Annotated in this window: 26 protein-coding genes; 11 read left to right on the top strand and 15 right to left on the bottom strand. The window is 41.0% G+C overall.

All coding sequences use genetic code 11. The features are described from left to right. The first annotated feature begins 135 nt into the window (after positions 1-135). Positions 136-2340: a bifunctional 23S rRNA (guanine(2069)-N(7))-methyltransferase RlmK/23S rRNA (guanine(2445)-N(2))-methyltransferase RlmL gene (rlmKL, locus tag CDG62_RS08050; protein ID WP_087526543.1), complete on the top strand. Its 2205-nt coding sequence runs from the start codon at positions 136-138 to the stop codon at positions 2338-2340. Positions 2341-2463: 123 nt separating this feature from the next. On the opposite strand, the gene CDG62_RS08045 is transcribed toward rlmKL, so the two are convergent. The 3 genes from CDG62_RS08045 to CDG62_RS08035 form a co-directional block, all read right to left on the bottom strand. Then, positions 2464-3750: a DUF945 family protein gene (locus CDG62_RS08045; protein WP_087526544.1), complete on the bottom strand. Its 1287-nt coding sequence runs from the start codon at positions 3748-3750 to the stop codon at positions 2464-2466. Positions 3751-3987: 237 nt separating this feature from the next. Then, positions 3988-6567, bottom strand: a complete 2580-nt coding sequence (clpB, locus tag CDG62_RS08040; RefSeq protein ID WP_087526545.1) for an ATP-dependent chaperone ClpB — start codon at positions 6565-6567, stop codon at positions 3988-3990. A gap of 390 nt (positions 6568-6957) precedes the next feature. Continuing rightward, a complete protein-coding gene (locus CDG62_RS08035; protein ID WP_087526546.1) occupies positions 6958-7380 on the bottom strand; it encodes an OsmC family protein in 423 nt (140 codons plus the stop codon). A 147-nt stretch (positions 7381-7527) separates the two neighbouring features. Between CDG62_RS08035 and crp the strand changes: the two genes are divergently transcribed. Further along, entirely contained in the window at positions 7528-8235 is a 708-nt protein-coding gene (gene crp / locus CDG62_RS08030; RefSeq protein WP_004696183.1) for a cAMP-activated global transcriptional regulator CRP, read from the top strand. Positions 8236-8422: 187 nt separating this feature from the next. Next, positions 8423-9472, top strand: coding sequence for an NADP(H)-dependent aldo-keto reductase (locus CDG62_RS08025; protein ID WP_087526547.1), 1050 nt, complete (start codon positions 8423-8425; stop codon positions 9470-9472). A gap of 124 nt (positions 9473-9596) precedes the next feature. Here CDG62_RS08025 and CDG62_RS08020 read toward each other — a convergent pair whose 3' ends face one another. The 4 genes from CDG62_RS08020 to CDG62_RS08005 all read right to left on the bottom strand — a co-directional run bounded on the left by CDG62_RS08020 (position 9597) and on the right by CDG62_RS08005 (position 13618). Next, positions 9597-10370, bottom strand: coding sequence for a M48 family metallopeptidase (locus tag CDG62_RS08020; protein WP_004982314.1), 774 nt, complete (start codon positions 10368-10370; stop codon positions 9597-9599). A gap of 186 nt (positions 10371-10556) precedes the next feature. After that, positions 10557-10862 (bottom strand): hypothetical protein, encoded by a 306-nt coding sequence (locus CDG62_RS08015; RefSeq protein ID WP_087526548.1) that lies wholly within the window; start codon positions 10860-10862, stop codon positions 10557-10559. Positions 10863-11062: 200 nt separating this feature from the next. Continuing rightward, positions 11063-12382 (bottom strand): adenylosuccinate synthase, encoded by a 1320-nt coding sequence (locus tag CDG62_RS08010; protein WP_087526549.1) that lies wholly within the window; start codon positions 12380-12382, stop codon positions 11063-11065. A 69-nt stretch (positions 12383-12451) separates the two neighbouring features. Then, entirely contained in the window at positions 12452-13618 is a 1167-nt protein-coding gene (locus CDG62_RS08005) for an ATP phosphoribosyltransferase regulatory subunit (protein WP_087526550.1), read from the bottom strand. A 427-nt stretch (positions 13619-14045) separates the two neighbouring features. Between CDG62_RS08005 and CDG62_RS08000 the strand changes: the two genes are divergently transcribed. Further along, positions 14046-14555, top strand: a complete 510-nt coding sequence (locus CDG62_RS08000) for a hypothetical protein (protein WP_087526551.1) — start codon at positions 14046-14048, stop codon at positions 14553-14555. A 72-nt stretch (positions 14556-14627) separates the two neighbouring features. Here CDG62_RS08000 and CDG62_RS07995 read toward each other — a convergent pair whose 3' ends face one another. Then, positions 14628-15173, bottom strand: coding sequence for a cysteine hydrolase family protein (locus CDG62_RS07995; protein WP_087526552.1), 546 nt, complete (start codon positions 15171-15173; stop codon positions 14628-14630). Positions 15174-15305: 132 nt separating this feature from the next. Here CDG62_RS07995 and CDG62_RS07990 point away from each other — a divergent pair, with 132 nt between their 5' ends. Next, positions 15306-15713, top strand: a complete 408-nt coding sequence (locus tag CDG62_RS07990; protein WP_087526553.1) for an Lrp/AsnC family transcriptional regulator — start codon at positions 15306-15308, stop codon at positions 15711-15713. A 145-nt stretch (positions 15714-15858) separates the two neighbouring features. Here CDG62_RS07990 and CDG62_RS07985 read toward each other — a convergent pair whose 3' ends face one another. Beyond that, positions 15859-16314 (bottom strand): Lrp/AsnC family transcriptional regulator, encoded by a 456-nt coding sequence (locus CDG62_RS07985; RefSeq protein ID WP_086207856.1) that lies wholly within the window; start codon positions 16312-16314, stop codon positions 15859-15861. Between the two features lie 163 nt (positions 16315-16477). Here CDG62_RS07985 and CDG62_RS07980 point away from each other — a divergent pair, with 163 nt between their 5' ends. Continuing rightward, positions 16478-17224, top strand: coding sequence for an AzlC family ABC transporter permease (locus CDG62_RS07980; RefSeq protein ID WP_087526554.1), 747 nt, complete (start codon positions 16478-16480; stop codon positions 17222-17224). Further along, entirely contained in the window at positions 17221-17520 is a 300-nt protein-coding gene (locus CDG62_RS07975) for an AzlD family protein (protein WP_004696169.1), read from the top strand. Before CDG62_RS07980 ends, CDG62_RS07975 begins: the two co-directional genes overlap by 4 nt. Positions 17521-17529: 9 nt before the next feature. On the opposite strand, the gene CDG62_RS07970 is transcribed toward CDG62_RS07975, so the two are convergent. Continuing rightward, the gene (locus CDG62_RS07970; protein ID WP_004696167.1) at positions 17530-17835 is read right to left on the bottom strand and encodes a hypothetical protein; all 306 of its coding nucleotides are present in this window, start codon (positions 17833-17835) and stop codon (positions 17530-17532) included. Positions 17836-17948: 113 nt separating this feature from the next. Further along, positions 17949-18983, bottom strand: a complete 1035-nt coding sequence (locus CDG62_RS07965; protein ID WP_087526555.1) for a type I glyceraldehyde-3-phosphate dehydrogenase — start codon at positions 18981-18983, stop codon at positions 17949-17951. 392 nt (positions 18984-19375) lie between these two features. Between CDG62_RS07965 and alaS the strand changes: the two genes are divergently transcribed. The 3 genes from alaS (at position 19376) to csrA (ending at position 23944) form a co-directional block, all read left to right on the top strand. Beyond that, entirely contained in the window at positions 19376-22069 is a 2694-nt protein-coding gene (gene alaS / locus CDG62_RS07960; protein WP_171405707.1) for an alanine--tRNA ligase, read from the top strand. A gap of 66 nt (positions 22070-22135) precedes the next feature. Then, positions 22136-23416, top strand: a complete 1281-nt coding sequence (locus CDG62_RS07955; RefSeq protein WP_087526557.1) for an aspartate kinase — start codon at positions 22136-22138, stop codon at positions 23414-23416. Positions 23417-23689: 273 nt separating this feature from the next. Continuing rightward, a complete protein-coding gene (gene csrA / locus CDG62_RS07950; protein ID WP_004982340.1) occupies positions 23690-23944 on the top strand; it encodes a carbon storage regulator CsrA in 255 nt (84 codons plus the stop codon). Between the two features lie 48 nt (positions 23945-23992). Here csrA and rnhB read toward each other — a convergent pair whose 3' ends face one another. From rnhB to CDG62_RS07935, 3 genes are all read right to left on the bottom strand, one after another. Continuing rightward, a complete protein-coding gene (gene rnhB, locus CDG62_RS07945) occupies positions 23993-24580 on the bottom strand; it encodes a ribonuclease HII (RefSeq protein ID WP_087526558.1) in 588 nt (195 codons plus the stop codon). A 63-nt stretch (positions 24581-24643) separates the two neighbouring features. Next, positions 24644-25006 (bottom strand): hypothetical protein, encoded by a 363-nt coding sequence (locus CDG62_RS07940; RefSeq protein ID WP_087526559.1) that lies wholly within the window; start codon positions 25004-25006, stop codon positions 24644-24646. A 137-nt stretch (positions 25007-25143) separates the two neighbouring features. After that, positions 25144-25518 (bottom strand): hypothetical protein, encoded by a 375-nt coding sequence (locus CDG62_RS07935; protein WP_162904018.1) that lies wholly within the window; start codon positions 25516-25518, stop codon positions 25144-25146. A 236-nt stretch (positions 25519-25754) separates the two neighbouring features. On the opposite strand from CDG62_RS07935, the gene CDG62_RS07930 reads away from it, so the two are divergent. Next, positions 25755-26309 (top strand): cytochrome b, encoded by a 555-nt coding sequence (locus CDG62_RS07930; RefSeq protein WP_004696150.1) that lies wholly within the window; start codon positions 25755-25757, stop codon positions 26307-26309. Positions 26310-26334: 25 nt separating this feature from the next. Here CDG62_RS07930 and CDG62_RS07925 read toward each other — a convergent pair whose 3' ends face one another. Continuing rightward, complete coding sequence (locus tag CDG62_RS07925) at positions 26335-26697, bottom strand: hypothetical protein (protein ID WP_087526561.1); 363 nt, start codon at positions 26695-26697, stop codon at positions 26335-26337. Positions 26698-26717 lie beyond the last annotated feature (20 nt).

Genomic DNA, 26717 nt, shown 5'->3' with positions numbered 1-26717 from the left:
AACGTTATTGTTCACATGGTGATTCATTTATTTTGATATTTCTCCTGAGCAGAGGCATATTAAAAAGACCATTCAGAGGCAAAATACGTTAAACTTTAGCAAGTTTATTTTGTTTTATTTTGGTCTCTCAAATTTATGAAAACCGCTTCGCGTTTAAGCAGCTATTGGGTTACGTGTGCCGATGGCTTAGAAACCTTACTCCAAGAAGAATTAGAAGGTTTAGGTGTTCAAAACATTGAACGTTTTCCTGGGCGTTTAGTTTTCAAAGGTACACTGGAACATGCCTATCGCATTTGTATGTGGTCGCGTCTTGCGTCACGTGTACTCACGCCGATCCATGTCCATGAGTTGGAATTTAGCCATGACGCACGTGATGTCGCTGAAGAGCTCTACGAAGGTGCAATTAACTTTGATTGGTCGCTGATTTTTGCACCACAAAGCACCTTCGCCGTTCGTTTACATATTGAACGTGAAATTAAAGTGAACAGCCAGTTTGCCACTCTACGTGTGAAAGACGGTATCGTCGATTCATTCATGGAAGCTGTGGGTAAGCGTCCAAGTATTGATATTAAGCAACCTGAAATTACCATTTATGCACTCGCAGGCAAAACTGAACACACCTATTGTTTAGACTTATCTGGGGATTCACTGCATAAACGTGGCTACCGTCGTTATATGACCGATGCCCCAATTAAAGAAAACTTAGCCGCTGCGATTTTACAAAAAGCCAAGCTCCTTGCTAAAAGACCCGATATTTTCCTTGATCCTATGTGTGGTTCAGGGACATTCATTATTGAAGCATTAATGATGTTGACTGACCGTGCACCGGGTTTAGTTCGTCGTTTTGGTTTTAATGGCTGGAATGGCCATGATCATGATCTGTGGATGAGCATTAAAGCGGAAGCAGCTGAACGTCATCAAATAGCTTTGGAGCAACCGCTCCCTAAATTTTATGCTTTTGATGCTGACTGGGAAGCAGTAAAAGCCACCAAACAAAACATCATCGCTGCTGGTTTTGAACGTGTACTTGAGCAGATCCAAATCGAAGAACGTACTTTGGCGGACTGGCCAAACTTTGAAGCCGAAGGAAAAACCGCCTTTATTGTGACCAACCCACCTTATGGTGAACGTTTAGGCGATAAGGCCTCTAACCGTGCTTTATATTTAGGCTTATCTGCTTTATTGCAAAAAAACTTCCCAAATCAAACTGCAGCAGTCATCGCCGCAGCCGTTGAGCAAGCCGATGTATTGGCGCTGAATGACGCGCAAACCATGCGCTTGATGAATGGTAAACTGCCAATTTATGTGCGTTCAGGTTGTGTTAAGCCTGTGGCAGTAGTTAAACCTTTCTTGGAAACGTGGCAGCCACAACAGTTTGAAGCAATTGAAGGCGCTGAAGACTTTGCTAACCGCTTACAAAAGAACATGCAAACTTTAAAGAAATGGGCAGTGAAAGAGAACATTCACTGTTTGCGTTTATATGATGCCGACCTTCCTGACTTTAACGTCGCAGTCGATTTGTATGGTGATCGTCTCCACGTCCAAGAGTACGCACCACCGAAAAAAATTGATCCTGAAAAAGCCAAGAAACGTTTCAATCTTGCTTTACAGGCGATTCGTGCGGTAACAGGTTTAGGTCGTGATGCGATCTTTATCAAAACACGTGCTCGTCAAGAAGGTAAAAACCAGTACACCAAACAAAGTACAGCTTCGAAACGTTTTATCGTACAAGAAGGCAAAGCAAAAATCTTAGTCAACTTAACCGATTACCTAGATACTGGCTTGTTCTTAGACCACCGTCAAATCCGTCTACGTATTGCACAAGAAGCGCGTGGTAAGCACTTCTTGAACTTGTACAGTTATACCTCTACAGCCAGCTTACATGCAGCTTTAGGTGGTGCAGCAAGTACAACCAGCGTCGATCTGTCAAACACCTATTTGAGTTGGTCTAAAGAAAACTTCGTCTTGAATGGCTTAACGGTCGATCATGCCGATGAACAACACCAGTTCTTTGCCAGCGACTGTTTTGAGTGGTTGAAAGAAGGTCATGAACAGTATGATCTGATCTTTATTGACCCGCCAACTTTCTCAAACTCAAAAAAATTCTACGGTACCTTTGATGTACAACGTGACCATTTATCATTGCTTAAACGCGCCATGAACCGTTTAACCACAGATGGTACTTTGTACTTTTCAAACAACTACCGTGGCTTTGAAATGGACGAAGAAATTTTGGCGTTCTTTGATGTCGAAGAAATCACCAGTGAAACCATTGGGCCTGATTTCAAACGTAATCAAAAAATCCACCGTGCGTGGAAAATCACCCATCCAAAAAATTAATGAACTGAAGATGAAATGCCCGCTGGCGTTTCATCTTACCTAAATTTTGCATTAGACAAATTTTCAGAAATATAAAAGGGACGAAATACGTCCCTTTTATATTTTAGTTTATCTTTTTTTGCATTATTCCTTTAAGAAATTGGTTTGCCCATATTTGTATTCAACTGACATTTTCATAGTATTCCCTTCACGTTTCACCTGTCCTGAATTCTGCATTGTCGAAAGCATGGTTTCGATCTCTTGATCCGACATGCTGATGCCACCTTTGTGCAGATAATTATTCATGATGCTCGAGATCATATTTTTATCAAACTGAACATCTGCTTTATATTCCATTAAACTTGGCATCATTTTCACCATACCCATCATCGTTGATTGATGACTCGGCATAATACGCCCCGTCACACTCGCTTGTGCAACCCCCTCCCCGATAGCAAATTGGTTCTCTTTGGATTCAAAACGGAAACCTTCATTGATCACGGCCAATAAAGCAGGTTCCATATCTTTTTCCATTGCCTCTTTTGCCAAACAACTGTTTTCACTTTTAGCAAAAATATCAAACAACATCTGTAATTTCTGTCGGTTTACATCGAGTACATTAAAATTAAATTGTACATTTTGTACGGTGGGCGCTGAAGGCATTTTCATTTCATCTAAACGCAACAACATTTCAGTATTTACAACTCGGTCTGTCAATTCACTTTGCGTTTCTATACTAAAATTCTTCAGTTCGGCATTGGTAGGTTTATTGATGTCTCGATCTGATATTTTCAGCAGATCCATCTGGATTTTGCTTTCACCCGCCTCAAGATATTCACCATTCAACCCTTGGTTACTTTCTAGCTTTAGCCCCACCATTTGCAAATGCATATTGGGATCAGTGACTGTTAAATTCGGAATTTCAAGCCGCAAATCCAGTATCTTTAACTGTTGTTCGATCGGTTTTGCCCGAAACTTTAGTGTCATCGGGTCTAATCTAGACTGAAGTTGAGCTTCATTGCGGATAATCACTGGTGTAGTCAATACACTATTCATAGTGCCTAACCAATTGACTTTCGTATCAACTTTGAGTGGTTCCTTCAACAAAGATTGGAGTGCGCCAGGTGCCTGAGTAATTTTAATATCCGACTGGATCGCATACCCATTCCAACTACGCTGAATATTATCTTGACCACTTAATTTAACTACGTCTTTGGGTTTACACGGATCTGGTACTAATTCGGCACTCCATTTCGCACTCCCTTTTAAAGCACCCATTTGGAATTGTTGATACTGCAAATTCAAATTATTCGATTGTTTAGAGCCCTGTTGATAATAAGCCTTTAGGCTTTTATCTGCATAAAGATTACCACCAACTGCGACCACAGCCAGCGTCAATACGCCCCCAACACCCCACTTTAATTGACTCATTTTCTCTATCTCAATTTATTTACTTTTTATTAAAATAAAGTATAAAGACAATTTATAAATAAAGATAATTATTTTGCAAATAAAGCACTTAGATGCCATATTCATCACATAAATGTGAAAACATACGTCACATTTATGCTTAAAAATGTCACCTTCTAACACTTCTATCCCGCCATAAAAAACCCAGCCGAAGCTGGGTTTTTTAATATCAACAAATAAAATTAATCATTTGAATGGTTAATTCATTTTTACTTTATCGAAGCTGAGTTGACCATCTTGCGCAGTGATCATAATATTGTCTCCAGCAACAAATTCTCCAGACAATATTTTTTGCGCTAAGCTGTTTTCAACCTGCTGTTGGATGGCACGTTTCAGTGGACGCGCACCATATACAGGGTCAAAACCAGCATCAATCAACAAATCAAAAGCATGATCATCGACTGTTAAACGCATGTCCTTTTCAACCAAACGAGCACGTAAACGATCCAACTGGATATCTGCGATACCTCGAATTTGTGCTTTTTTGAGTGAATGGAACACCACCAACTCATCAATACGGTTGATAAACTCTGGACGGAAATGTTGCGTCACGGCATTCATGACTACTGCTCGCACTTCTTCATCAGATGGATTATCACCCAACTCGCGTACATCACTTGAACCAAGATTAGATGTCATCACAATTACAGTATTTTTAAAGTCAACCACACGACCTTGCGAATCTGTTAAGCGACCATCATCCAACACTTGGAGCAAAATATTAAACACATCGGGATGTGCTTTTTCAACTTCATCAAATAACACCACACTATACGGTTTACGGCGTACAGCTTCGGTTAAGACACCACCTTCTTCATACCCCACATAACCTGGAGGCGCACCTACCAAACGGCTGACCGAGTGTTTTTCCATAAACTCGGACATGTCGATACGAATCATGGCATCGTCACTATCAAACAAGAAGTTTGCCAGTGCTTTGGTCAACTCTGTTTTACCAACACCTGTTGGACCTAAGAATAAGAACGAGCCACTTGGTCGGTTCGGATCAGATAAGCCAGCACGCGAACGACGAACCGCATTGGATACTGCAACTACAGCATCATCCTGCCCAACGACACGGTTATGTAGAAACTCTTCCATATGGAGAAGTTTCTCACGTTCACCTTGCATCATTTTAGCCACAGGAATACCCGTAGCAGCACTAACGACTTCTGCAATTTCATTGTCAGTGACTTTGTTGCGCAGTAGTTTTGGCTCTTCTTTTTCCTCAACGACTTCTTCTTCATTGAGACGTTTTTCCAGCTCTGGAATCACACCATACTGAAGACGCGACATTTCCCCCAAGTCGTTTTCACGCTGCGCTTTTTGCAACGCAATACGAGCCTGATCCAATTCAGCTTGAACTTGTTTGGTACCTTCAACTAAGGTTTTCTCCGCTTTCCAAACTTCTTCTAAATCATTGTATTCGCGTTGAACTTCGCTAATTTGCTTTTCAAGATGAGCGACTTCCGCACGACTGCCTGCATCTTCATCTTTTTTCACTGCTTCGAGTTGTAGTTTCAATTGAATCAAACGACGTTCAAGTTTATCCAGAGCTTCTGGCTTAGAGTCCAGCTCCATTTTGATACGAGAAGCAGCTTCATCAATCAAATCAATTGCTTTATCAGGCAATTGACGGTCAGTGATGTAACGATGTGACATTTTTGCTGCTGCAATAATGGCAGAGTCTAAAATTTTCACACCATGGTGCACTTCGTAGCGCTCTTTCAAACCACGTAAAATCGCAATGGTGTCTTCCACACTCGGCTCATCAACCAACACTTTTTGGAAACGACGCTCTAGCGCTGCATCTTTTTCAATGAATTGGCGATATTCATCTAATGTGGTTGCACCAACACAGCGTAGCTCACCACGTGCCAGAGCAGGTTTGAGCATATTGCCTGCATCCATCGCACCATCGCCCTTACCTGCACCCACTAAAGTGTGCAATTCATCGATAAACAAAATGACTTCACCATCTTGTTTAGACAAATCTTTCAGTACTGCTTTTAAGCGCTCTTCAAACTCGCCACGGTATTTGGCACCCGCAAGCAAAGAACCCAAATCTAAGGATAAAACACGTTTACCTTGTAAGCTTTCAGGTACTTCACGGTTAATAATCCGCTGTGCCAAGCCTTCAACAATGGCTGTTTTACCCACACCTGGTTCACCAATCAACACTGGGTTATTTTTGGTACGACGCGACAAAACTTGAATAGTGCGGCGAATTTCATCATCACGCCCAATCACAGGGTCTAACTTACCTGCCAGTGCGCGTTCAGTTAAATCAATGGTGTATTTATTCAGAGAATCACGTTGATCTTCATGATTGTTGCTCATGACTTTCTCATCACCTCGAATTTTTAAAATGACTTTGCGTAAGCTTTCTGCTTTCACGCCCACGCTGTTGAGTAGCGTTTTAGTTGCCCCCACTTCGGCTAAGGCTTGCATCACCCAGTCGGTAGACAAAAACTCATCACCTGCTTTTTGTGCGAAACTGTCGGCCAAGTTCAGCGCTTTGACTGCCTCTGAACTTAAGTTGACGTCCCCTGTAGGATTCGTCAATGTTGGCGCATCAGCTAGTGCTTGTTTTAATTTGGCTTGTAATTCAGGCAGATTAGCACCCGCTTGTTGCAACAAACTCAGATTGGAGGTTTCTTCTAACAATGTTGATAAAATATGAATACCTTCAATTGCGGTGTGGTCTTTCCCCACTGCAAGTGATTGAGCATCTGAGAGAGCTTGCTGTAAGCGGTTTGTGAATTTTTCAAATCGCATTCTTGTTTTCCTCACAACAAATTTCGAACTTGATGGATATATGGGAACAATTGCTCAGAATTCAATTCAAATTTAATTAATTTTTCTACATTTTGACTTATTTTTCATTAGTTTATGTTAACAATAAACCAATAAAACTTGGTTATAAGATGGGTCTTCTCTGACTTATTTTCAAGCGTCAGCCCACATTATTTATCTATTAAAGACCACGACTAGATATAAATCAGTGACAACTAAAATCATTTGATCAATTATCAACCAAACAAACAACTCATTTTACTATTTATTCGTGTGATGAATTGTGTACCAGTTTACGGAATCAAAACAAAAGCGTGAAGCATGAAAAAGGCCGATCACCAGATCAGCCTTAAATGACTTAAAAGTCAGCGTTTAATTTGCTTCAATAATCTCAAAATCATGAGTGATTTCAACCCCACCATCCATCAACATTTTGCTCGCAGAACAGTACTTTTCTGCCGATAATTCCACGGCTTTTGCGACTTGCTTTTCCTTCACTGCATGGCCCGTAATCACGAAATGTAAGTGGATTTTTGTGAACACTGCTGGGATGCTATCTGCCCGCTCCGCCTTGAGTTCACAGCGTACATCGGTAATTTCTTGGCGTGATTTTTTTAGTATGGTTACGATGTCAAAAGAAGCGCAACCACCCAGCCCAGTCAGGAGCAATTCCATTGGTCTTGGACCACGGTTTTCACCACCATATTCGGGTGATCCATCCATGATAACACTGTGACCACTTTGAGTTTTTGCTTCGAAAGCAACATTCTCTAACCAATGAACAGTTGTTTGCATTGCAAGTACCTAAAAAAAGCTATAGATTGACGAAGTGACTGTACACTAACATAAATTGAGTTGATAAGGAATTTCAGCTCTGACTGTGTGACAAGTTCACCCTAGGTCTGTGCGATCTATATTTTATCCATTTTCGGAACCGTTAGCATGACTTCAAGCTTTTCACAATTAAGCACTGATGCGCTGTCTCCAGGTCAACTCCCCGAGTCAGTCAAAGCATTATTAAAACGCGCATATATTAATCGTTATCCTAAGCGTACCACCATCGTAGATGCAGGCTCAGAATCTAAATCTTTATATTTGATTTTAAAAGGTTCGGTCTCCATTATTCTGCGTGAAGACGATGAACGTGAAATCGTGGTCGCTTATTTAAATGCGGGTGATTTTTTTGGGGAAATGGGGCTATTCGAAGCAAACTCACAACGTACAGCTGAAGTGCGTACACGTGATGTCTGCGAAATTGCTGAAGTGACTTATGAAAACTTCCATGAACTCAGCAAGCAATACCCTGACCTAAGCTATGCAGTATTTGCACAGCTTGTACGCCGTCTAAAAAATACCACTCGTAAAGTGACTGACCTTGCATTTATCGATGTTTCAGGTCGTATTGCACGTTGCCTAATCGACTTATCTTCGCAACCTGAAGCGATGATTTTGCCAAATGGACGTCAAATTCGTATTACCCGTCAAGAAATTGGACGTATTGTCGGTTGTTCACGTGAAATGGTCGGTCGTGTCTTAAAAACACTTGAAGAGCAAGGCATGATCGAAACTGATGGTAAAGCCATCTTAATTTTTGATGCCTCTTTAGAAGAGTCAAAAGCGAATGCTGATGACTATGAAGACGAAGAATAAGGCTTTTTTCTTGATAGCTGATACAGCCAAAAGCAAATCTTAGGATTTGCTTTTTTTTTGCCTTTAAATCTGCTTCTGCTTTGACAAAATCATGACAAACTTTGTAAAAATAGTGATTTAACCTAATAAGCATAACTGTGTAACCTAATTCCACCGAAAAAACGCAGTCCATAAAAGGAAATGTTGAATGCAATTTAAACCTTTAGCCAATACAGGCATTTTGGTTCCTGAAATTTGTCTCGGCACCATGACTTTTGGTGAGCAAAACACCCAAGCTGAAGCCTTTGAGCAACTTGACTATGCTTTGGCGCAAGGCATTAACTTTTGGGACACTGCGGAAATGTATCCTGTTCCTCCAAAACCTGAAACCCAAGGTGCAACCGAAAGCATTATTGGTCAATGGATTGCCCAGCGCGGCGGTCGAGACAAACTATTTTTAGCCTCTAAAATTGCGGGGCCGTCACAAGGTGGTAGTCATATTCGTGATGGACAGACTCGTTTTAATGCAAGTGACATTTCTTCGGCTCTAGATGGCAACCTAAAGCGTTTACAGACCGATTATATCGATTTATATCAGCTACACTGGCCACAACGTCCAACCAACTTTTTCGGCAAATTAGGCTATGAAAACAGTGAAGCTCATAACACGCAAACCGTGACCTCTTTGCAAGAGACACTACAAGCACTAGAAGTAGAGATTCAAAAAGGACGTATTCGTTATATTGGTTTATCTAATGAAACGCCATGGGGCACCATGAAGTTTCTGCAGATTGCAGAACAACTTGGCCTGTCTAAATTTGTCAGTGTACAAAATCCATATAACCTATTGAACCGTACTTATGAAATTGGTATGTCAGAAATTGCGAAATATGAAGGCATTGGTTTACTCGCCTACTCCCCACTCGCTTTTGGTTACCTCACGGGAAAATTCCGCAATGGTGCGCGCCCAGCGAATGCTCGAGTGACTCTTTTTAGTCGCTTTAGTCGTTATAGCAACCCTGAGAGTGAATGGGCAACGGAACAATATGCTCAACTGGCTGAACAACATGGTTTAACACCTACACAACTGGCTTTAGCCTTTATCAAGCAGCAGTTTTTTGTGACCAGTACGATTATTGGTGCGACTAACTTGCATCAGTTAAAAGAAAATATTCAAGCTTTTGAGATTGATTTATCGGAAGAAGTTTTACAGGGTATTCAAACTATCCATCAGCAACAACCCAACCCTGCGCCATAGATATTTCTCAAATAACTGTTCAGGTGGAGTATTGCCTCATCTGTCACAAATAATTTATGATTTTAAAATCCTGAACTGACATTAAAAAAGGACGCCTTAGCGTCCTTTTTTACACAAAAACAAATTAACGTCTTTGATTATAAACCGCTTGAGCAGCGGCTAAGTTCTTACGCATTGCTTCAATACGCTGACTATTTGATGGATGCGTCGACAGGAATGAAGAACCACCTGCTCCATCAAGCTTATTCATTTTTTCCCACAGACTAATTGCGGCTTGAGGGTTATAGCCTGCTTTAGCCATCAACATTAAGCCACCTTGGTCTGCACGACTTTCTAGGCTACGTGAGTATGGTAAGCCAATACCAATTTGACTACCTAGCTGTGCTGCTGCTGAACCCGTTTGACCTACACCTGCCGCACTTAGACCAATCCCCAAAGCCAAATCCGTTAATGCCTGAGCACCAACTTTACTCTTTGAGTGCTCTTCCAAAGCGTGCACCATCTCATGTCCCATCACCGCTGCAATTTCAGCATCGGTTAGGTTCAATTTATCTACAATACCTGTGTAGAACACCACCTTCCCACCAGGGGCAACATAGGCATTGACCTGATTTGACTTAAGCACTGCCAACTGCCAGTCAAATTTCGTTCCAGTTTGGTTCATTTGATCGGCATATGGCTTCAAGCGATTGAATACACCATAAATACGTTTATAGGTCGTAGATGAAGTATCTAAGGTCTTTGTGCTTCGTGCTTCATTCACTGTTTTGTTGAAGCCTTGGGTTGCTGCTGCATTTAATGTTGCCGTGTCCGCACCTGCCACTTCCGCAAAAGTTGCACAACCTGAAATGGTAACCACACTCGCTGCACACAAACTCATTAATATTTTATTTTTCATTATTGCTTAACTCCATCCATCTCAAAGCATTTTACATAATGTGCTGAATTATATTGAATAGATTTAAAGTGTTAAATATCATCACCGCGTTTTATCATAGCAATTATGTAAAAATATCTTCACAATTAAGCATAATAAGCCAAGTTCCAGCTGTAGAATCTTATCTACACACCACCTTAAACCGACTTACACAAACTGAATCAAAAGCCAATAAACCAAACAAAGAATATTTAAACCCAAATACAGATGGCTTAAAGGTTCGATTTTTTCTTCAAGGGTCGCACTTTTACGCTTTGCAAACAGAAATGCATTTTGGAGCAGTATCAGTGGCACCAAAATACAAGCAATAATCACAGACAATCCAATGAGCGCACTATAAATCACATCTGGATCGGTGGTTTGCCCTTGAATAATCATCATCGCGATTGTTGGCGCTCCCCCCATAGCAAAAAGTAGTGAATAAAAAATAGTTCCTGCGATATTCTTTTGCATCCAGCCTGCTCATCTGTTTATTGTGCATTTTATTCTAACAAGCACTTATGCATTATGTCGTGCTTATTCATGCAACTTTAGTCGGGAAAATCATTCCAGCTCAGCAGCTTAAATCAAAACCTGTCATGCTTATGTACAGATGTATCGCACAAACAAAAAACCCTGTACTAGACAGGGTTTTTTGTTCAATACTTCATCGCTTAAGCGTCAAATGGATGACGTAAAACAATCGTTTCTTCACGGTCTGGACCTGTAGAAATGATATCGATTGGGCATTCGATTAACTGTTCAATGCGTTTTACATAGTTGATCGCTGCTTGTGGCAATTGATCTATTGATTTCGCACCAAAGGTAGACTCAGACCAACCTGGCATTGTTTCGTAAATTGGTTTTAAAGTTTCAAATGCAAGCGCATCAGAAGAACCAACACAACCAGAATCTGCTGCTTCGTAACCTACACAGATTTTCACTTCTTCTAAACCATCAAGAACGTCAAGTTTCGTTAAGCAAATACCTGAAAGTGAGTTTACGTCTACAGAACGACGAAGGATTTCAGCATCGAACCAACCACAACGACGTTGACGCCCCGTAGAGGCACCGAATTCAGAACCTACAGTCCCTAAGTGCTTACCAATAGCATCACCTACGTCATTTGCAGCGTCATAAACCAACTCAGTTGGGAACGGACCTGCACCTACACGCGTTGTGTATGCTTTGGTAATACCCAATACATAGTCAAGATGTAATGGACCCAAACCAGAACCTGAGCTTACGCCACCAGCAGTCGTATTTGAAGACGTTACATACGGATATGTACCATGGTCAACATCTAGAAGTGAACCTTGAGCACCTTCAAACATGATGTTATCACCGTTTTTACGGTAATTATGCAGCTCTGTAGTGACATCAATCACAAGTGGTGCAACCACTTCACGCCATTGATCACACAGCGCAAGTACATCTTCTAATTTAACTGCTTCTACGCCGTAAAATTGGGTTAATTGGAAGTTATGGTATTCAAGAAGTTCCGTTAACTGCGCTTTAAGATGCTCGCCACCACGAACCAAATCTGCAACACGAATTGCACGGCGTGCAACTTTGTCTTCATACGCTGGGCCAATACCACGACCAGTGGTACCAATTTTCGCATTACCGCGCTTGATTTCACGCGCTTGGTCAAGTGCAATATGGTTTGGCAAAATCAGTGGACAATTCGGAGAAATACGTAGACGTTCTTTAACTGGCACGCCCTCTTTTTCAAGAATGTCCATCTCTTTGATGAGCGCTTCAGGAGAAAGCACCACACCATTACCAATTAAGCACAGTACGTTTTCACGTAAAATACCAGATGGAATGAGGTGTAATACAGTTTTCTTACCACCAACGACAAGTGTATGACCTGCGTTATGTCCGCCTTGATAACGAACGACCGCAGCCGCTTGATCTGTGAGCAGGTCGACGATTTTACCTTTACCTTCGTCGCCCCATTGGGTACCGAGTACCACAACATTCTTGCCCATAATAGCCTCATTGCATCATGCTGTTAAAATTGAAGAACTTCTCAGGTTTTAGCTTACCTAAAAAAGTGATTAAATTTGTTCTACAGTCCATTGACCTGCAACATTCACCAACTGGTGCGTTGCATATGGAAGCGTAGTTAAATCATCCTGCCCTAAAAGTTGAATCACGCTCATGCCTTGAGCACGTGCGTGTTCAATCGCTTGGATCAAATCTGTTTGGGTACCTTTGGGTGCAACCACAAGACTGTTTTGCTGAAAACGACCTGCACTAAGTGCATATAAGTCACAACTAAAGCCCGTTGCTGGACGCGCACGCCCAAAGTGCTCACCAATTCCGTCATAGCGTCCACCTTGTGCCAATGGCGCAGCACGGTTCGGTGCATAAACAGCATACATTAAGCCCGTATGGTAGTGATACGAACGTAGCTCAACCACATCAATACCCATCTGAAGATTTGGCCAACGCGCTTGAATCTCAGATTGTGTGGTTTTTAAAGCATCAAAAGCGTGCTTGAATTCAGCATCGGCAATGACTTCTGCACTTAAATGCGTTTGCAAGGCATCTAAGTCACTTGCATAACGACCTAAAGTATAAAAGTCTGCACCAAAGTTCAAATCTTGAGTAAATTCAGCCAACTCTGGCAATGCTTTACGTTGATATAAATCAGAGAGTTGGCGTTCAGTCGCTTTGTTTAAACCCGCAACCTTCACCATACTACGGAATAAGCCCACATGGCCTAAATCTAAATGGATACCGTCTGCAAAACCTGTTTTTTCAAGCAGACTAATCATCACATCAATCAGTTCAACATCAGCATCAATACTATCTGAACCAAATAGCTCAGCACCTAATTGTAAAGGCGCACGTGTGGTATTAAAGCCTTGTGGTTTGGTATGTAGGACTGTTCCTGCATAGCAATAGCGAGCAACGCCTTCAACTGGATGTACATGCGCATCAATACGAGCCACTTGTGGTGTCATATCGGCACGCACACCAAGTAAACGACCAGAAAGCTGATCAATCACTTTAAAAGTGGCTAAGTCTAAATCTTGATTCGATTCTGAAAGAGAAGATAACGATTCGATGTATTCAATGAATGGCGTGTACACCAACTGATAACCTCGAGTTGCGAGGAAATCTAATGCTTGACGACGCAAAGTTTCAATCACTTGCGCCTGTTCTGGTAGTACATCAGCTACACCATCAGGTAATAACCATGTCTCTGAAATGGGCATGTTGTAAACCTAAAATCTTGTCTGCGCGGAACGAATCCGCATAAAAAAATCGGGGCACACCCGATTTCTCTTAGTCTATCACGATACAATGTGCTGTGCATTAGACAATTTCGGAAAATTTAATTTATCGTTTCAACTTTAACAACCAGCACGCTATAAAATCTGTCGTTTTTGAATCATTCATTTTTAACTAGATTTTAAATCATTTCAAAATCGCAACCCAAACGGCTGCTGACTATACCAAAGCATATCACACATTGAAAAAAATCATTTAAAACATTGTTTTATATTTTATTTCCCATTAACAGACTGCTTGCTAAAAAAACAAGTTATTTTATACTCCTGCTCAATTCAACAGCAAGAATAAATACAACACCACATTATATAGACCATTTTAATCACAGTATTTTCACTTGGGGAACGTTTGATGGAATTGCACAGCAACTTATATTACAAGCATGCAAATGCTCAAATCATGGCAAAATTAGACCGGATGTTTCAAGAACATCGGGGTGATGCAGACCAATTTACGACTTTAGCCTGTGACATTAACCCTGAACATGGTGTTGAACTGGCTAAAGATATTTTAAATACCGTCGATAATATCGAGTTTGACTTGGGCCCTGAATCGCTATACTCCTTTGCGGGTTATTCCATTGCGCACTTTGTACATGGTTCATCGGGCGATGAGTTCATTGAAGCTATTTTATTCTTCCTGAAAGCCTTGCTTCCTGACATTCATGCACAAGCATGGGGCTGCGGTGATGATGATCCGTGGGAGTTTTGGTTTAAGTTCGATGGAGACGAGCTTGTCCGCGAAGATGATGAACCGTTCAATGATCCGGAAGAAGATGAAGAGATTAAAGCCAGTATTTATGCATGGTGGCACGCAGATCTGCCTAAAGAAATTAAAGAAGGCTTTTTAAACGAAGAGTAAGTTGCCGAGGCAAAAGTACACGTCCAATCACTTGTGTACTTTTGCCTCAACATCGCAACTCAAATCTAAGAATTATGAGTTTAAATACTCATCTACTGACACCACCGTCGCAAACATTTGAAATGCTGCTAAACATGCAGTCTGTACATCCTCTGCTTGCACAGTTTTATTGGCATAACTCAAATCACGTGTTGCTGTTGCATCTGCAATAACCACTGGATCATAGCCAAACTCCGCGGCAGCACGGGAAGTTGCATCTACACACATATGCGTCATCATGCCGCTAATCACTAATTTTTCAACACCAAACTGATCCAACACCGTCTTTAGATTGGTTTCAAAAAAACTATTCGGATAATGTTTTTCAACCACGATTGAGTCTGCTGTCAATTGCAAGCCTGAATGTAATTCAACACCAAACGTGCCCGCTTCAAAAAATGGGGCATTAGGTTGATTAAAAATATGCTGAATATAGATAATTGGCTGTTTATTTTTCAAAAATGCGTCTTCCAAAAGATTAATCTGCTTTAATGCTAGCTCAGCCTGATATAGCTCCATCTTAGCCTGTGGAAAATAATCATTTTGAACATCAATAATAATTAGTGCTGTTTTATTCATTTAAATCACCCTCTCATCTTCATTTCAGTCTGATGTATCAATGCCATAGAATAAGTAAAATAAACCAGCTCTTGCAGTTGAATATGAAAGAATGTATCTATAAATGTTTTCAGAGTGAAAGAACGATCATCTATGCTGTCAAATCAAGATCCAATTGACTTAAAAATCTTAAAGATTCTTAAAAATGACTCCCGATTAAGTCATAAAGACATTGGTGAATTGGTTCATCGCACAGGTCAAGCGGTAGGAAATCGTATTGCAAAAATGCAAAACGAAGGTCTCATTCAAAAATATACGGTTGATTTAAATTATGAGACGACCCAATTTATTCGAATCATGATGGAAAATAATCAATTTGGACAGTTTGAAACTTTTTTAGCACAGTTTGATCAAATTGAATATGCATATAAAGTTTGTGGCTCCGCATGCTATATGCTGACCTGCCACTTTCATCAAAGACAATTGAATGACTTTATTGAACAGCTCTCCGCATGGGGACAATATTCCGTAGACAGCGTAGTCAAAACGATTGAGCTATAAACTTAACTCACAACTCATCCTTTCACGTAAAAGCCCACAGAGTAGTGATCAAGTTTGCCAAGCGGAAAATCGCCTTTGATTTGCAGAACAGGTCTTTAATCACGCTTGCACTCAACTTGGATAATATACATCACGACTAAACCCGTTAAGCTAAGGGTAATTCAGTCGTTTGTTTAATATTTTGCAGCGGAATTTCTGTTTTTATACTTTGTATATTGGGAATTTTATTCAGACGGTGAATTTGAAACTGTCGATAGGCATCCAAATCTGCAACCACGATACGTAAGAAAAAGTCGCAATCCCCTGCCATTAAATGACATTCAACCACTTCTGGAACTTCACGAATCGACTCGACAAATTGGTTCACAGTTTGCGGATCCTGACTTTTGAGCCAAATCCGTGCAAATACGGTCAATCGCAAATTCACCTTGGCAGGATCAACCAACGCTACATAAGCCCGAATAATCCCATCTTCTTCTAGCTGCTTTACTCGTCTTAAACACGGTGAGGCAGACAGTCCAATACGCTGAGCCAACTCATTATTTTGAAGTTTTCCATCGACTTGTAGTACTTGTAATATGCGCTTATCTGTTTGATCCATAAACTCCACCCCTAAAGCATAATTTTGCTCATATTTAACCAATTACAGCATATTATGCTAAATAACTCTAATATTAAGCTAAATAAAGTAAAAAATATCTTCAGAAAAACCCTAAAATTATTCACCTACCGCACCAAAACATAGCACGTATAGGCGATTTAAAATGCTCTCCTTTAGAAATACGACTCAGGAACTTAATGATTCCAGCGATTATGTCGAATTTAAACGTGGAATTAAAACATCTATCCCCATGCTGCTGGGCATTATTCCTTTTGCTTTGGTCTTAGGAACACAAGCCACTCAAAAAGGCTTTAGCCATTTAGAAGTTCCACTCTTTACTGGCCTAAACTTTGCGGGCGGTTCCGAATTTGCCGTGCTAGAGGTCTGGACCAACCCACCAAATTTTCTCGTTTTAATTTTCATTACTTTTCTAGTCAACAGCCGTCATTTACTCATGGGTGCAAGTCTCGTGCCCTATTTACGCCATTTGCCCAATCGACAGGTTTTCCCTGCTCTGTTTTTCATGTGTGATGAAAGTTGGGCAGCAGCTCTTGCCGATGCAGAACAAAAGAAAAAATTTGGGCTACAACAGGCCTTTAGCATGTCTTACTACGCAGGCATCTGTTTTGCTCTGTACTTGATGTGGGTCAGTTTTACCAGTTTAGGTGCCATTCTTGGTCCTTTACTTGGAGATGTACACAGTTACGGTTTTGATATGGCCTTTGCTGCAGTATTTCTGGTTTTATTGCGTGGCATGTGGAAAGGCTTCAGCGCGGCACGCCCTTGGCTTATCAGTCTCATCAGTGCAGCCATTGCTTATTTATATTTACCGACGGGTTGGTATGTGCCTATTGGTGCAATCTGTGGCATTGCCTCTGCTTTCATATTTATTCAGGAGGATGAGCTATGATCCACAGCACGACTCTTGTTGCAATTCTATTGGTTGCAGCCACCACTTATCTGACACGTATATTGGGCTATGTTTTGCTGAAAAATAAAACTTTAAGCAACAAACAACGAAAGATTTTGGAAGTTGTTCCGGGCTGCGTACTGATTTCAGTAATTGCACCTTATTTTGTCAAAGACAATGTCGCAGATCTACTCGCCATTGCCATCACTTTAATTGCAGCTTCACGCTTTTCACTCTTACCAACCGTTGTGATTAGTATGCTGAGCGCGGCATTATTACGTACCGTGCTCATCTAAACTTAACTTTTAACGTTCTGGTTGTACGGCTTTAGCAAGAATATTCACTAACTCAGCGTTTTGTAGCTCAACCTTTTGCAACTTAGACGTGGTCTGCTCGATCACTTCCTGTTGCACATGCATCTTTTTTGCAAGATCTTGCATAATTTCCAAGGTCTTTTTTAAGTTTTCTTCAAGATGGTGTACTTTTTCTTGCAGTTGATTCTGCTCTACGCTTGGATCAGTTTTATCTGCCTGATTTTTAAATTGAAACCAAATTAAAAATACGACAGCAACCGCCAACAGCAAAATAAATCCCCAAATTAAGATCAACATAAGCACCACTCTACATTATTTTCGTTTATAAATTCATGATAACCACAAGTCTGTATTCGGTCTATGCCTATCATCTTGTTTTCAGAGTAAAAGATGCTTAAAAATAAAGACCTTTAGGTAGTTGACGCACTAAAAGATTCACACAAATCCAATAAGCGGTTTGCATAGCCCCATTCATTGTCATACCACGCAAAGACTTTGGCTTGGTGCCCTACCACCATGGTTTGCGTTAAATCTACAATAAGTGAATACGGTGAATGGTTAAAATCCGAAGACACCAAGGGTTCATCGGTCACATCCATAATTTCACGGTAGTCTGACTTCGCCGCCTGAATCAACACTTCATTTATTTTATGGTCGGTAATCGGTGTTTGCGAAATAAAGGTCAAATCAATTGCCGCCACATTAATGGTCGGTACGCGGATGGAATAACCATCAATACGATCGGCCATTTTTGGCATGACTTGTTTTAAAGCACCTAACGCAGACGATGTAGTCGGGATAATGTTTTGACCTGAAGCACGGGCACGTCTTAAATCCCGATGCGCATGATCTAATACAGACTGATCGGCAGTGACCGCATGAATTTCCGTCATGAGCGCAGTATCAATACCAAAAGCATCATCAATGATTTTAACCAAAGGCACTAAGGCCTGCGTGGTACATGACACACTGGAAATGATTTGGTCACTGGCTTTCACCTCATGGTGATTCACCCCATACACAATTGCGGCATCAACCGAGTCAAAAGGTGCTGCGCCAATAATGACCCGTTTTGCACCTGCATGAATATGCTCTGTTGCTGCTTCACGCGAGCGAAATAAACCTGTGCACTCTAGAACTACGTCTACATGGAGACTGGCCCAAGGTAGATCTTGCGGGTTTGCCTGACACAATACTTCAACCTTGAGCTGCACTTGATCTTTAGAAAGATGCAAATAAATATGCTCATTTTCATAACTTAGATCAACTTTCCCCGGAAAGCGCCCGTGAGTCGTGTCATATTTAAATAAATGCAATAAGGTTTCTACATCTGCTACATCATTTACCGCGACGATTTCAAACTGAAAGTTCTTTGGATTTTCAAACCAAGCACGTAATACATTACGTCCGATTCGACCAAATCCATTTATCGCCACTCGTTGCATGACTTGCCCTTATTTATAAAATGATGAAAGATAAAGCAGGCCTATATTAATGGATTTATATAGATTTGGTTAAGCTTTCTTTTTCTATGATTCATCAGTGAAGATGATGAATATGAACCCTTAAGTCACAAATTGACCTGCCTGACTAGATCTATCAACCTGCTTTATTTCTACGAAATGATATAAATATCCAACATTAACCCGCAAAATCAAAGAACGATTGAATACATAGAAATGTCATCAATTCGCCTTAAAGTGATTGGTGCAACATCCTTTTTCCGTTATAATTTGGCGTTTTAAAATTTTTAAGCCAGTATCTGAAGTTAGCGTATTTAGAATAAGACTTTCTTCAGCTACTATTAGCCAAATCGAAACTATGGAGTGACTTGGTTGTGAGTACTCGTTTTATGACATCAGCTGAAATTCGCGAAGCTTTTTTAAGCTACTTTGAATCGCAAGGGCATACACGTGTCGCGTCGAGTTCTCTAGTTCCCGCCAACGACCCTACTTTGTTGTTTACCAACGCGGGTATGAACCAATTTAAAGATTGTTTCTTAGGCCTAGAAAAACGTGATTATGTACGTGCCGTGTCCTCACAAAAGTGTGTCCGCGCAGGTGGTAAGCACAACGACTTAGATAATGTCGGTTATACCGCACGTCACCATACCTTCTTTGAAATGTTAGGTAACTTCTCATTTGGCGACTATTTCAAACGTGATGCGATCAAATTTGCGTGGGATTTTCTCACTGGTGAAGCTTGGTTGGCACTGCCTAAAGACAAACTTTATGCAACGGTTTACCACACTGACGATGAAGCATTTGACATCTGGAACAAAGAAATTGGTTTAGACGCTAGTCGTATTATCCGTATTGGTGACAACAAAGGTGGTCAATACGCATCAGATAACTTCTGGGCTATGGGTGATACAGGTCCATGTGGCCCATGTTCTGAAATCTTCTTTGACCACGGTGACCATATTTGGGGTGGCTTACCGGGCACACCAGAAGAAGACGGCGACCGTTTCATCGAAATCTGGAACAACGTATTCATGCAGTTCAACCGTACTGCGGATGGCGTATTGCACCCTCTTCCAGCACCTTCTGTAGACACAGGCATGGGCTTGGAGCGTATTTCTGCTGTACTACAGCATGTGAATTCAAACTACGAAATTGACTTATTCCAGCACCTGTTAAAAGCAGCTGCGGAAATTATTGGTTTAGATACCACTGCGCTTGAAGCTGAAGCCAAAGCGAATGGTACACCTGTACAATACCCTGCTTCACTTAAAGTTGTTGCCGACCATGCACGTTCATGCTGCTTCTTGATTGCTGATGGTGTTAACCCATCGAATGAAGGTCGCGGCTATGTACTGCGTCGTATTATCCGTCGCGCGGTTCGCCACGGTAACAAGCTTGGTGCAACAGGTTCTTTCTTCCATAAAATGTTGCAACCGTTAATCGAAGCAATGGGTGCTGCCTACCCAGAACTTGAGGCACAGAAAGTCCGTATCGAAGCACAATTACTGAAAGAAGAAGAACAATTTGCTAAAACCTTAGAGCAAGGTTTGAAACTGCTTGAAGGTGAATTAGCACAACTTAAAGGTTCAGTCATTCCAGGTGAAGTTGTCTTCAAACTTTACGACACCTACGGCTTCCCAACAGACTTAACAGCAGACATCGCACGCGAACGTGATTTAACCATTGATGAAGCTGGCTTTGAAGTAGAAATGGCAGCACAACGTCAACGTGCACGTGATGCTGGTAAATTCGCGATTGACTATAACAGCGTGGTTAAAGTTGAAGGTGAAACTCAATTTGACGGTTATGATGCAACTGCGGGTCAAGGTCAAATCATTGCTTTATACAAAGACGGTGAACAAGTTGATGAAGTAGTTGAAGGCGATGAGGCTTTAATCGTACTGAATCAAACACCTTTCTATGCTGAAAGCGGTGGTCAAATTGGTGATACGGGTATTTTCAAAAATGACACAGGTATTTTTGAAGTCCAAGACACCAAAAAATCAGGCGGTGCATTTGTTCATCAAGGTATTGTCACTGTAGGCAGCCTTAAAGTATCGCAAAACGTCGATGCGATTGTTAAAGCAGATATTCGAGCTGCCACAGCACGCAATCACTCTGCAACTCACCTTCTACACGCTGCGTTACGCCAAATTTTAGGTTCACACGTTCAGCAAAAAGGTTCATTGGTTGCAAGTGATATCTTACGTTTTGACTTTGCCAATGACCAACCAGTATCTTTTGAACAATTACAACAGATTGAGCGCTTAGTAAATGCTGAAGTGCTTGCGAATACAGCCGTAACTACAGAATTACTTGATATTGAATCTGCAAAAGCCAAAGGTGCAATGATGCTGTTTGGTGAGAAGTATGGTGATGAAGTACGTGTACTATCTATGGGTTCAATCATTGAAGAAAAGAACTTCTCAATTGAGCTGTGTGGTGGTATTCACGTTAAACGCACGGGCGACATCGGCTTGTTCAAAATCACTTCTGAAGGTGGTGTAGCTGCAGGCGTACGTCGTATTGAAGCGGTTACAGGCACTAAAGCATTAGAAGTTGTACAAAAAGCTGAAGCCGACATTGTACATATCAATGGTTTATTGAAAGCACAAAAAGATCAAACTGTTGAAAAAGTTGAAGCAGTAGTAGATACAGCTTCTGCTTTGCAAAAGCAGATTGATCAACTCAATCAAAAGCTTGCGAGCTTACAAGCCGCTGAACTTCTAAGCCAAGTTCAAATGCTTGCGGGTCGTCAAACGCTGATCACGACTGTTCAAAACATGGATGCGAAATCACTTCGCAATCTACATGACGGTGTGAAATCAAAATTAGAAAATGCAGTCATCGTACTTGCTGGTGTTGAAGGTGACAAAGTTAGCCTGATTGCATCTGTAGCAAAAGACTTTACTGCTTCTATTAAAGCAGGTGACATCATCAAACATCTAGCAACTGAGCTTGGTGGTAAAGGTGGTGGTAAACCTGACTTAGCACAAGGTGGCGCGCCACTAAACGAGAAGTTTGCAACAGTGATGGCAGATTTAACTGCTTGGCTTGAAGCGAAATAAAACTTCACCTTTTGTGTAACTGATCCTGAATGATGCATTCAGGGTCATGGTTTATATGGAACAACTATGGCATTAATCGTTCAAAAATATGGCGGTACCTCTATGGGTACTCCAGAGCGCATTTTAAATGTTGCTCGTCGTGTAAAGCGTTGGCATGACCACGGCCACAAGGTTGTAGTGGTTGTATCAGCTATGAGTGGCGAAACCAATCGTCTACTTGCTTTAGCGAAAGCCATTACCGAAACCCCTGACCCACGAGAATTAGACCAAATGGTTTCTACGGGCGAACAGGTAACGATTTCCATGTTAGCGATGGCGCTCAATTCTATTGGCGTTGAAGCTAAGTCACTCACTGGTCGCCAAGTCGGTATTAAAACGGACAGCGCGTTTACTAAAGCTCGTATTGAGTCGATTGATACTGACGTGATGACTGAGCACTTAGATGCAGGTCGCGTTATTGTTGTTGCTGGCTTCCAAGGCTTTGATGTAAATGGCAACACAACAACACTTGGTCGCGGTGGTTCAGATACTTCAGGTGTAGCCTTAGCTGCTGCATTAAAGGCAGATGAATGCCAAATCTACACAGACGTAGATGGTGTTTATACCACTGACCCTCGCGTTGCACCAAAAGCGAAAAAAGTTGACCGTATCTCTTTTGAAGAAATGCTAGAAATGGCATCTTTAGGCTCAAAAGTTTTACAAATACGCTCTGTTGAATTCGCTGGTAAATATCAAGTTCCACTGCGCGTATTATCAAGTTTTGATAATGACGATGATGGTGCATTTGATGAAGATTTCAAACAAAACGTAGGCACATTAATTACGACTGAGGCAGAAGACGATATGGAACAACCTATCATTGCAGGTATTGCATTTAACCGCGACGAAGCAAAACTTACTATTTTGGGTGTTCCTGATGAACCAGGCATTGCATCTAAAATCTTATCGCCTATTAGCAATGCCAATATCGAAGTGGATATGATTATCCAGAACGTAGAAGAAGACGGTACGACAGACTTTACGTTTACCGTAAACCGTACAGACTTGGCAAAAGCAAAAGCAATTTTAGAACAAACAGCGAGCAGTATTGAAGGCTGTGAAGTTGTAACTCGTGATGATATCGTTAAAGTTTCAATCGTTGGTGTAGGCATGCGTTCGCACGCGGGTGTTGCAAGCAAAATGTTCACTGCATTAGCAGATGAAAGCATCAATATTTTAATGATTTCTACTTCAGAAATTAAAATTTCTGTACTGATTGAAGAAAACTATTTAGAGCTTGCTGTACGCACTCTACACACTGCTTTCGGTTTAGACCGTGAACATGGTGAATCAAGCGCACGTGCTTAAGCAATCTTGCGAAAAACTTGTCATTGTCTGACAGTTTTTGCAAAAGACTACAAAAATCAGGGGCCACTATAGTTTTTTCTATAGTGGCTCTGTTATATTAAGCCCGAGGCTTTCTTAAATTTAGATGAATGTTATACCTAATGTCGCTAGATATCTAAAAATCCAAGTGTCATGTGGTTGTATTAAACATTTGTTTAAATTTTTTTAAATACAAAAAATTATGTATTTTACTTTAGTACAACTGCAGGTTTAGCGTTTTGCAAGGAGATAAACATGCTGATTTTGACCCGACGCGTCGGTGAAACATTAATGATTGGGGATCAAGTAAGTGTTACTGTACTTGGTGTCAAAGGCAACCAAGTTCGTATTGGTGTCAATGCTCCCAAAGAAGTATCTGTACATCGTGAAGAGATTTATCAACGCATTCAGCATGAACGTGCAATGCATGAACATCTTCAACATCTTGATCAGGACTACCAGCCTGCATTTGAAGATGAAGGTGCACAGCAGAATAATTTTAATCGTTAAGATTGAAACATTCAGATATAAAGCGGCCCGATTGGCCGCTTTAAATTTTTATACAGTCTCTTTTTGCTCAAGCGCCTCAATCACTTTCTTTACAGGCCCAAAACTACGGCGATGCTCGTCGATGACCCCATGCTCAGCAATCGCTTCAAAGTGCGCTTTGGTTGGGTAACCTTTATGCTTAGCAAAACCAAACTGAGGATATTTTCGATCCATCTCAATCATTTGATGGTCACGTGTCACCTTAGCCAGAATACTCGCCGCTGAGATTTCGGCATGTAAAGCATCGCCCCCCACAATTGCCTCACAGCTCATACTCAAGCCTTGTGGAATTTTATTACCATCAACCAATACATGTTCAGGCTGTATCGTGAGCTGTTCAACCGCACGGCGCATAGCAAGCAACGATGCTTGCAAAATATTAATCTCATCGATTTCAGCAGCACTTGCCTCAGCAATCGCCCATGCCAATGCTTTTTCCTGAATTTCGACAAAAAGTTTTTCACGTTTTTTTTCAGTCAGTTTTTTAGAATCATTCAGCCCTTGTATCGGGTTATTCGGATCTAAAATTACCGCAGCAGCGACCACTGACCCCACCAAAGGGCCACGCCCTGCCTCATCTGCACCTGCAATTTGCATTTTTTACTCTCATAAAAAATGGCTGATCAACAGCCATTTTAAAAATTTAACAATTCATTCGGTTTAGTTTAGCATTTCAGAGGCGCATGTGGCTGTTGTTTTTGTTGCTGCTAAAGCGCTATAGGTTGCCTTTGCTTTGGGATCAATGGCAGCCAAAGCCAACTGCTCTTTAGATAACACCTTCGGCGAATTTTCCCCGACACAGTTACATACTTCACGTTTTTTCTTCTGTCTTTGGTCTTCAGATAACAGTTTACTACTCACAATCCATGTCGGATTAGTTTCGATTTCATCCATACATTTTGCATGTGACGCCATTTTAATGGCCGAGATTCCATCATCATCTGAGCCAGACAAAGGATTCGACGCACAGGCAGAAAGCATAAGCGATCCAAGCAAACAAAGTATTAACTTATCATTTTTCATACAGACACACCCTTTGTTGTAAAAGAAATAAGGCTTCAAGTGTTGTTATTCAGATTAATATAAAAGATAAATGCCAAAAAGTACAAAAAAACTGAAAAGAAGCGAGGCATGACCCCGCTACTTTGAGGTATTAGAACTTAGTTAACCGCTTCAGCCACACAGGCATTGATGGTTTTGGTTACGGCATTGCTAATAATGGTTGTTCGCGCTGCAGGGTCAAGCGTCGCTGTTGCCACATCGACAGCTGTAATATTTTGTGGAGCTTTCTCACTTACGCAACCACAAATTTCTGTTTGAATATCAGTCTTTTGGTCAGTCGTCATAAATTTGGTTGCCGTTTTCCATGCCGGTAGATTATTCAACTCAGTCGTACATTTTGCATTAATAGCAATTTTAAGCGCTGTTGTACCGAGTTGTTGCGTGGTTGTCGTAGTGTTCGTTGCCATATCTGTAGTGGTGCAAGCCGAAAGAATCAAAGCCACAGGAGCAAGCACTGCTATCATTTTTTTCACGGATTTATCCATTTACAACAGTTAAAGTACGCGTATTTTGCCGAAACTTTACTGTTTACGGAAACACTATTTCCAGACCTTTTTAATATCTTTTGCTTATTGCACAGTTTTAGATCAGACATTCACCACTGCTCGGTACAGCGTTGCAGAATATCAACGCTATGTTGCACCTGACATATTTTTGGCATAGATATAATTCTATAAAATAGCGCAACATAAAAATGGATGTAAATCTAATGAACTCGGCAAATACTCATTACACGCGTACTGCTCAAATCCTGCATTGGCTTATGGCGATTATCTTTATTGCTGCTTGGCTGATTGGTTTTTATAGTGGAAATTTCTTAAGTTATGATGCTGATGGTAGCTTTAAAGGCGATGTGATTACCCTACATAAAAACATTGCAACCACGATTATTTTTCTGGTGGTGATTCGGATCTTTTGGCGCTATACCCACCCTGCACCTAAACTTCCAGACAGTATGTCACCGTTAATGCAAAAAATGGCACACCTCGGTCATTTAGCTTTATATTTCATTTTGCTGGCTTTGCCCATTACAGGCTGTTTATTTAGCTGGAGTGCTGGGCACCCTGCACCTGTATTATACCTTTTTGAAATTCCCCGTTTAGTACAAGATAACCCTGAGCTACTTGCAATCGTAAAACCTTTACATATTTGGATTTCATGGGCTGCAGGATTGCTGTTAGTGGGTCATATTGCAGCTGCGCTGAAACACCACTTTATTGATAAAGATAATGTGTTAAATAGCATGACCAAGCAAGCAAAGTAAGATATAGATAAATGACCTAAAAGCATCAATCTGTTGCTTTTAGGACCTCATCCACCACACATCCTTTCAGTGTATTCAACACGCCCTGTTGTACTACCTGTTTTTTGACTTGCTCATCAACCACTGCATATAATAAGGTTGTTGCGGGAATATCCTTTAATGCATTTTCACCCACGCAGCCACAGATTTGTGTTTGAAGTTGATTCTTTTTTTCTTCACCGATCAATGCTGTACTGACTTTCCATAAACGTGTCGACTCCAACTCTACACCGCACTGATATACCACCACTGGCTTTAATATCTTTTGAGTTAACCCTGTATCTGTTTTAAGTAAATAAACTGCAAAAAGTGCAAAAATAACCACAAGCCATACAATGATTTTTTTCATATCGACCTCACATAAAAAAG

The sequence above is a fragment of the Acinetobacter sp. WCHA55 genome (genome assembly GCF_002165305.2).
GTDB lineage: Bacteria > Pseudomonadota > Gammaproteobacteria > Pseudomonadales > Moraxellaceae > Acinetobacter.
The sequence above is the reverse complement of the archived record's forward strand: the minus strand, read 5'-3'. Positions and strand labels throughout refer to the sequence as shown.

Bases quoted from the DNA above. Each gene is read 5' to 3' on its own strand.
- rlmKL (WP_087526543.1), top strand. From the start codon at position 136: ATGAAAACCGCTTCGCGTTTAAGCAGCTATTGGGTTACGTGTGCCGAT.
- CDG62_RS08045 (WP_087526544.1), bottom strand. From the start codon at position 3,750: ATGAGTCAATTAAAGTGGGGTGTTGGGGGCGTATTGACGCTGGCTGTG.
- clpB (WP_087526545.1), bottom strand. From the start codon at position 6,567: ATGCGATTTGAAAAATTCACAAACCGCTTACAGCAAGCTCTCTCAGAT.
- CDG62_RS08035 (WP_087526546.1), bottom strand. From the start codon at position 7,380: ATGCAAACAACTGTTCATTGGTTAGAGAATGTTGCTTTCGAAGCAAAA.
- crp (WP_004696183.1), top strand. From the start codon at position 7,528: ATGACTTCAAGCTTTTCACAATTAAGCACTGATGCGCTGTCTCCAGGT.
- CDG62_RS08025 (WP_087526547.1), top strand. From the start codon at position 8,423: ATGCAATTTAAACCTTTAGCCAATACAGGCATTTTGGTTCCTGAAATT.
- CDG62_RS08020 (WP_004982314.1), bottom strand. From the start codon at position 10,370: ATGAAAAATAAAATATTAATGAGTTTGTGTGCAGCGAGTGTGGTTACC.
- CDG62_RS08015 (WP_087526548.1), bottom strand. From the start codon at position 10,862: ATGCAAAAGAATATCGCAGGAACTATTTTTTATTCACTACTTTTTGCT.
- CDG62_RS08010 (WP_087526549.1), bottom strand. From the start codon at position 12,382: ATGGGCAAGAATGTTGTGGTACTCGGTACCCAATGGGGCGACGAAGGT.
- CDG62_RS08005 (WP_087526550.1), bottom strand. From the start codon at position 13,618: ATGCCCATTTCAGAGACATGGTTATTACCTGATGGTGTAGCTGATGTA.
- CDG62_RS08000 (WP_087526551.1), top strand. From the start codon at position 14,046: ATGGAATTGCACAGCAACTTATATTACAAGCATGCAAATGCTCAAATC.
- CDG62_RS07995 (WP_087526552.1), bottom strand. From the start codon at position 15,173: ATGAATAAAACAGCACTAATTATTATTGATGTTCAAAATGATTATTTT.
- CDG62_RS07990 (WP_087526553.1), top strand. From the start codon at position 15,306: ATGCTGTCAAATCAAGATCCAATTGACTTAAAAATCTTAAAGATTCTT.
- CDG62_RS07985 (WP_086207856.1), bottom strand. From the start codon at position 16,314: ATGGATCAAACAGATAAGCGCATATTACAAGTACTACAAGTCGATGGA.
- CDG62_RS07980 (WP_087526554.1), top strand. From the start codon at position 16,478: ATGCTCTCCTTTAGAAATACGACTCAGGAACTTAATGATTCCAGCGAT.
- CDG62_RS07975 (WP_004696169.1), top strand. From the start codon at position 17,221: ATGATCCACAGCACGACTCTTGTTGCAATTCTATTGGTTGCAGCCACC.
- CDG62_RS07970 (WP_004696167.1), bottom strand. From the start codon at position 17,835: ATGTTGATCTTAATTTGGGGATTTATTTTGCTGTTGGCGGTTGCTGTC.
- CDG62_RS07965 (WP_087526555.1), bottom strand. From the start codon at position 18,983: ATGCAACGAGTGGCGATAAATGGATTTGGTCGAATCGGACGTAATGTA.
- CDG62_RS07955 (WP_087526557.1), top strand. From the start codon at position 22,136: ATGGCATTAATCGTTCAAAAATATGGCGGTACCTCTATGGGTACTCCA.
- csrA (WP_004982340.1), top strand. From the start codon at position 23,690: ATGCTGATTTTGACCCGACGCGTCGGTGAAACATTAATGATTGGGGAT.
- rnhB (WP_087526558.1), bottom strand. From the start codon at position 24,580: ATGCAAATTGCAGGTGCAGATGAGGCAGGGCGTGGCCCTTTGGTGGGG.
- CDG62_RS07940 (WP_087526559.1), bottom strand. From the start codon at position 25,006: ATGAAAAATGATAAGTTAATACTTTGTTTGCTTGGATCGCTTATGCTT.
- CDG62_RS07930 (WP_004696150.1), top strand. From the start codon at position 25,755: ATGAACTCGGCAAATACTCATTACACGCGTACTGCTCAAATCCTGCAT.
- CDG62_RS07925 (WP_087526561.1), bottom strand. From the start codon at position 26,697: ATGAAAAAAATCATTGTATGGCTTGTGGTTATTTTTGCACTTTTTGCA.